The following is a 3687-nucleotide window of genomic DNA, read 5'->3' as shown; positions in this document are numbered from 1 at the left end:
GCGCCGCTCCATGCCCAGAAGGTCGGCGGCACGCGCCATGTCGATATCGAGGAAGGTGCGGCCCATGAGAAAGTTGGACGCCTCGGCGGCGACGTTCTTGGCGAGCTTTGCCAGCCGCTGGGTGGCGATGATGCCGGCCAGCCCGCGCTTTCGGCCACGGCACATCAAATTGGTCATCGCGCCGAGCGAGAGCTTTCGCGCCTCGTCGGAAACCTCGCCGGCCACCGCCGGCGCGAACAGCTGCGCCTCGTCCACCACCACCAGCATCGGGTACCAGTGGTCACGGGCGACCTCGAACAGCCCGCCGAGGAAGGCGGCGGCACGCCGCATCTGGTTCTCGGCGTCGAGCCCTTCGAGATTGAGCACGGTGGAGACGCGATGCATGCGCGCCCGCTCGCCTGCCGCCTGCAGGCCGCGCTCGGTATGCTGCTCGGCATCGATCACCAGATGGCCGTAACGGTCGCCCAGCGAAACGAAGTCGCCCTCGGGATCGATGATGGTCTGCTGCACCCAGGGCGCGCTCTGCTCCAGCAGGCGCCGCAGCAGATGCGACTTGCCGGAGCCCGAATTGCCCTGCACCAAAAGGCGCGTCGCGAGCAGTTCCTCGAGATCCAGCTTCGCCGGGGCGCCTGCGGTCGTCTGTCCCATCTCGATCGCAACGGTCATCTCGACTCAGGCGCTCCTTTCGCAGACGGGCTTATCAACTGGGTCACGGCCCGTCGAGCGTGCATGACCGCCCGCGGCGTGTTGCGCACAACTGTGCAGGCACCGTCTGGAGGGGTCATCAGCCGATGCCTGGCGCAAACTTTGGGTTGACCCCTTCGGACCACGAGGCGACACTCCTCCCAACGCTACGAGTGCGAGGAGGAATGCGATGGACGAGCCCGAACGGTGGCGCCACATGTCGACGGCGCCGAAGGACGGCAGCCGCATCCTGGTCACTGTGCGTCCGTCCGAGCAGGGACCGGCGGAAGTCGACCTTGCCTATTGGTCGCGTGCCGACCAGTTCGCCTCGGAAGGCTGGCGCGCGTCGGACTCTTCGCCCGGGCGCGTCATCGAATACGCCGACCCGGAACTGAAATGCTGGATGCCGCTGCCCACCGCCAACCTTAGCCGCGCGTCGATGCCGGCGCCCTGGGAAGGCGAAGACGCCCAGCAGTTGGATGGGTCCGGGATTTGAGGGGCGCAAGAAATTGGCGAAAGCCGCAAAGCTGCCAATCTCCCCCCTCGTGGGGGAGATTAGCAGTTTCGTTGCCAGCTCGTTAAAACTTGCCTCTCAGAACAGGAACGCGGCTGTGGCGGGGTTGGGTCCGTTGCGGCCCTCGGGCGAATCCATGCCGCGGATCGTCTGCAGGTCCTGCGCATCCAGTTCGAAATCGAAGACATCGAAATTGGCGGCGATGCGATCCCTGCGGATCGACTTTGGAATGACGATCAGCCCCTCCTGGAGATGCCAGCGGATGATCGCCTGTGCGACGGACTTGCCATGTTTTTTGGCGATGCCTGCAATGGTCGGATCGCCGAGCAGCCGGCCGCTGCCCAGAGGGCTCCAGCTTTCGATACGGATGTCGTGCTTGGCATGAAAGTCCCTGACACCGCGCTGCTGGAACTGGGGATGCAGCTCGATCTGGTTGACGACGGGCGTCACACCGGTCTCGCCGATGATCCGCTCCAGATGGTCCTGGTTGAAGTTCGAAACGCCGATCGATTTGATGCGGCCGGCCTGCCTGAGTTCGACCAGCGTCTTCCAGGCCTCGACATATTTGTCCTGGCTGGGCACAGGCCAGTGGATCAGGAACAGGTCGATCTGTTCGACGCCGAGCTTCTCCATCGTCTCGTCGAAGGCGCGCAAGGCCGCATCGCGCTGGTGCGCGCCGTTGCGCAGTTTCGAGGTGATGAACAGCTCAGCCCGCGGCACGCCGGCACTGCGGATCGCCTCTCCGACCCCTTCCTCGTTCTGATAGCCTTCGGCGGTGTCGATCAGGCGATAGCCGGCCTCGATGCCCCAACCCACCACGTCGGCGGTGATGTCCTGGTCGACCTGCCACACACCGAGGCCGAGTTGGGGAATGGCGGAGCCGTCGTTCAATGCAATCTGTTCGGGCATGGTGGGCTGTTCAGGCATGAGGGATCCTTTGCAAAGCTGGGCCGGGCGTCCGCCCGGCGCACAGCCTATCTAGGTCCGACAAGGGGCAACGGCCAGCCGACAGCGGACAAATTGCCGTGTGAAGTGCGCCTGCAAGTGTGACTTCGGCGTCGGCCGCATCCTCACCGCGGCCGGCGCACCGCCCGCACCACCCCGGCGGATGTGCTGCCGCAATAAAGGCGGTCGCCGCCATCGGATTCCAGCCCCGACACGCCCATCCCGGCCGGCATGTCGAGCTTCTCCAGAACCTTGCCTGATTTCGGGTCGACGCGGCGCAGGTCGCTCTGGTCGCCTTCCCAGGTGGCGTGCCACAGCTCGCCCTCGACCCATGTCACCCCGGTGACGAAGCGGTTGGATTCGATGGTGCGCAGGATCGCACCGGTTTCCGGGTCGACCTGGTGGATCTTGCGTTCGCGGTATTGTCCCACCCAGAGCGTTCCTTCGGCCCAGGTCAGCCCGGAATCGCCGCCACCACCGGGCGCCGGAATAGTCGCCAACACCTGGCCGGTATCAGGGTCGATCTTCTGTATCAGGTCGTTGGCAAGCTGGAAGAAATGCTGGCCGTCCCAGGCGGTGCCGGCATGCGCCGCGACATCGATCGAGCGCAGGTTCTGCCCGCTCTCCGGATCGAAGGCGTTCAGCTTCTCGCCCGAGGCAAACCAGACATTGCTGCCGTCAAAGCTCACCCCATGCACCCTCTCCACATCGGCAAAGGGTCCGTATTCGCGCAGGATTTCGGCCGTTGACTGTTTCATGTCCTTGTCCTCATTGAGATCCGATGTCACTTCCTAACCGTTCGGCAGCGGGGCCGGGAGTAACAAGGTGGTCGTGAATCCCACCAGTGGAGGCGTCATCCAGCGGCGCGCCCGGCCGTGACCGAAAAACTGCACCTTGCCGGCCTCGCCAAGCTGCTCCAACGCCCGCTGCACGCTGCGCTGCCCGGTGCCAAGCGCCAGCGCCAACGCCGAACTCGCCCAGGATTCACCGTCGGCAAGGAAAGCCAGCACCGCCGCGTGCCGCTCCTCGATCGGCCGCGCCAGCACCAGCACCTCGCGTGCCTGGCGCGGCGCCAGCGCGAAGCCCTGGCTGGTGGCGCCGATGTCGGCCAAGCCCCGCAATTCGGTGCGCAGCCGGCCGATCTCGACCCGCAGCCGCGCCCGATGCGATTCATCGGCGTGCCTGCCGCCGAAGGCTTGCGCGATCAGCGTCGCCCTGGACACATCGCCTGGCCACGCTTCGGCGAGCGTACGGGCCAGCGCGAACAGAACCGGGCGCGTGGCCAGCGAGACCGTTTTCTCCTGTTGGCGCACGACATATCGGAAATTATCGACCAGCAGCGCCGGCGACGCCTGCAACGCCTCGACGTCCTCAAGCAGCAACGGGCGCTGCTCGCCAGCCGCGATCAGCCGCGCCGCCGGCGTGTCCAGCGCCAGGAATGCGCGGTCGACTTCAGCGATGAGCCCCGCAATGCCGGCCTGGCGGGCGGCGTGGCGTGCCCACTCCAACGCCCTGCGCGCCGGCTTCGTCTTGAGGCGCCGCAT

The 3687-nt window shown here is 65.9% G+C and carries 4 protein-coding genes and 1 pseudogene; 1 reads left to right on the top strand and 4 read right to left on the bottom strand.

The window, feature by feature from the left end:
* Positions 1-666 (bottom strand): ATP-binding protein (locus EN949_RS33710; protein WP_164782633.1); only part of this gene is annotated, 666 nt, incomplete at its 3' end.
* A gap of 208 nt (positions 667-874) precedes the next feature.
* On the opposite strand from EN949_RS33710, the gene EN949_RS33705 reads away from it, so the two are divergent.
* Positions 875-1180, top strand: coding sequence for a hypothetical protein (locus tag EN949_RS33705; RefSeq protein WP_013530714.1), 306 nt, complete (start codon positions 875-877; stop codon positions 1178-1180).
* Between the two features lie 96 nt (positions 1181-1276).
* Here the strand turns inward: EN949_RS33705 and EN949_RS33700 are convergent, their stop codons facing one another.
* The 3 genes and pseudogenes from EN949_RS33700 to EN949_RS33690 form a co-directional block, all read right to left on the bottom strand.
* On the bottom strand, positions 1277-2107 hold the full coding sequence (locus EN949_RS33700) for an aldo/keto reductase (RefSeq protein ID WP_174299083.1): 831 nt from the start codon (positions 2105-2107) through the stop codon (positions 1277-1279).
* Between the two features lie 161 nt (positions 2108-2268).
* On the bottom strand, positions 2269-2901 hold the full coding sequence (locus EN949_RS33695) for a PQQ-binding-like beta-propeller repeat protein (protein WP_013530712.1): 633 nt from the start codon (positions 2899-2901) through the stop codon (positions 2269-2271).
* A 33-nt stretch (positions 2902-2934) separates the two neighbouring features.
* Positions 2935-3687, bottom strand: a pseudogene (locus EN949_RS33690) (helix-turn-helix domain-containing protein); the annotation flags it as partial.

It is taken from the genome of Mesorhizobium sp. M7A.F.Ca.US.007.01.2.1, from assembly GCF_003998165.1.
GTDB lineage: Bacteria > Pseudomonadota > Alphaproteobacteria > Rhizobiales > Rhizobiaceae > Mesorhizobium > Mesorhizobium ciceri.
This window is presented reverse-complemented; position numbering and strand designations above follow the sequence as displayed.

What these genes read in the sequence shown, in the direction of transcription:
- EN949_RS33705 (WP_013530714.1), top strand. Translation starts at nt 875, where the DNA reads ATGGACGAGCCCGAACGGTGGCGCCACATGTCGACGGCGCCGAAGGAC.
- EN949_RS33700 (WP_174299083.1), bottom strand. Translation starts at nt 2,107, where the DNA reads ATGCCCGAACAGATTGCATTGAACGACGGCTCCGCCATTCCCCAACTC.
- EN949_RS33695 (WP_013530712.1), bottom strand. Translation starts at nt 2,901, where the DNA reads ATGAAACAGTCAACGGCCGAAATCCTGCGCGAATACGGACCCTTTGCC.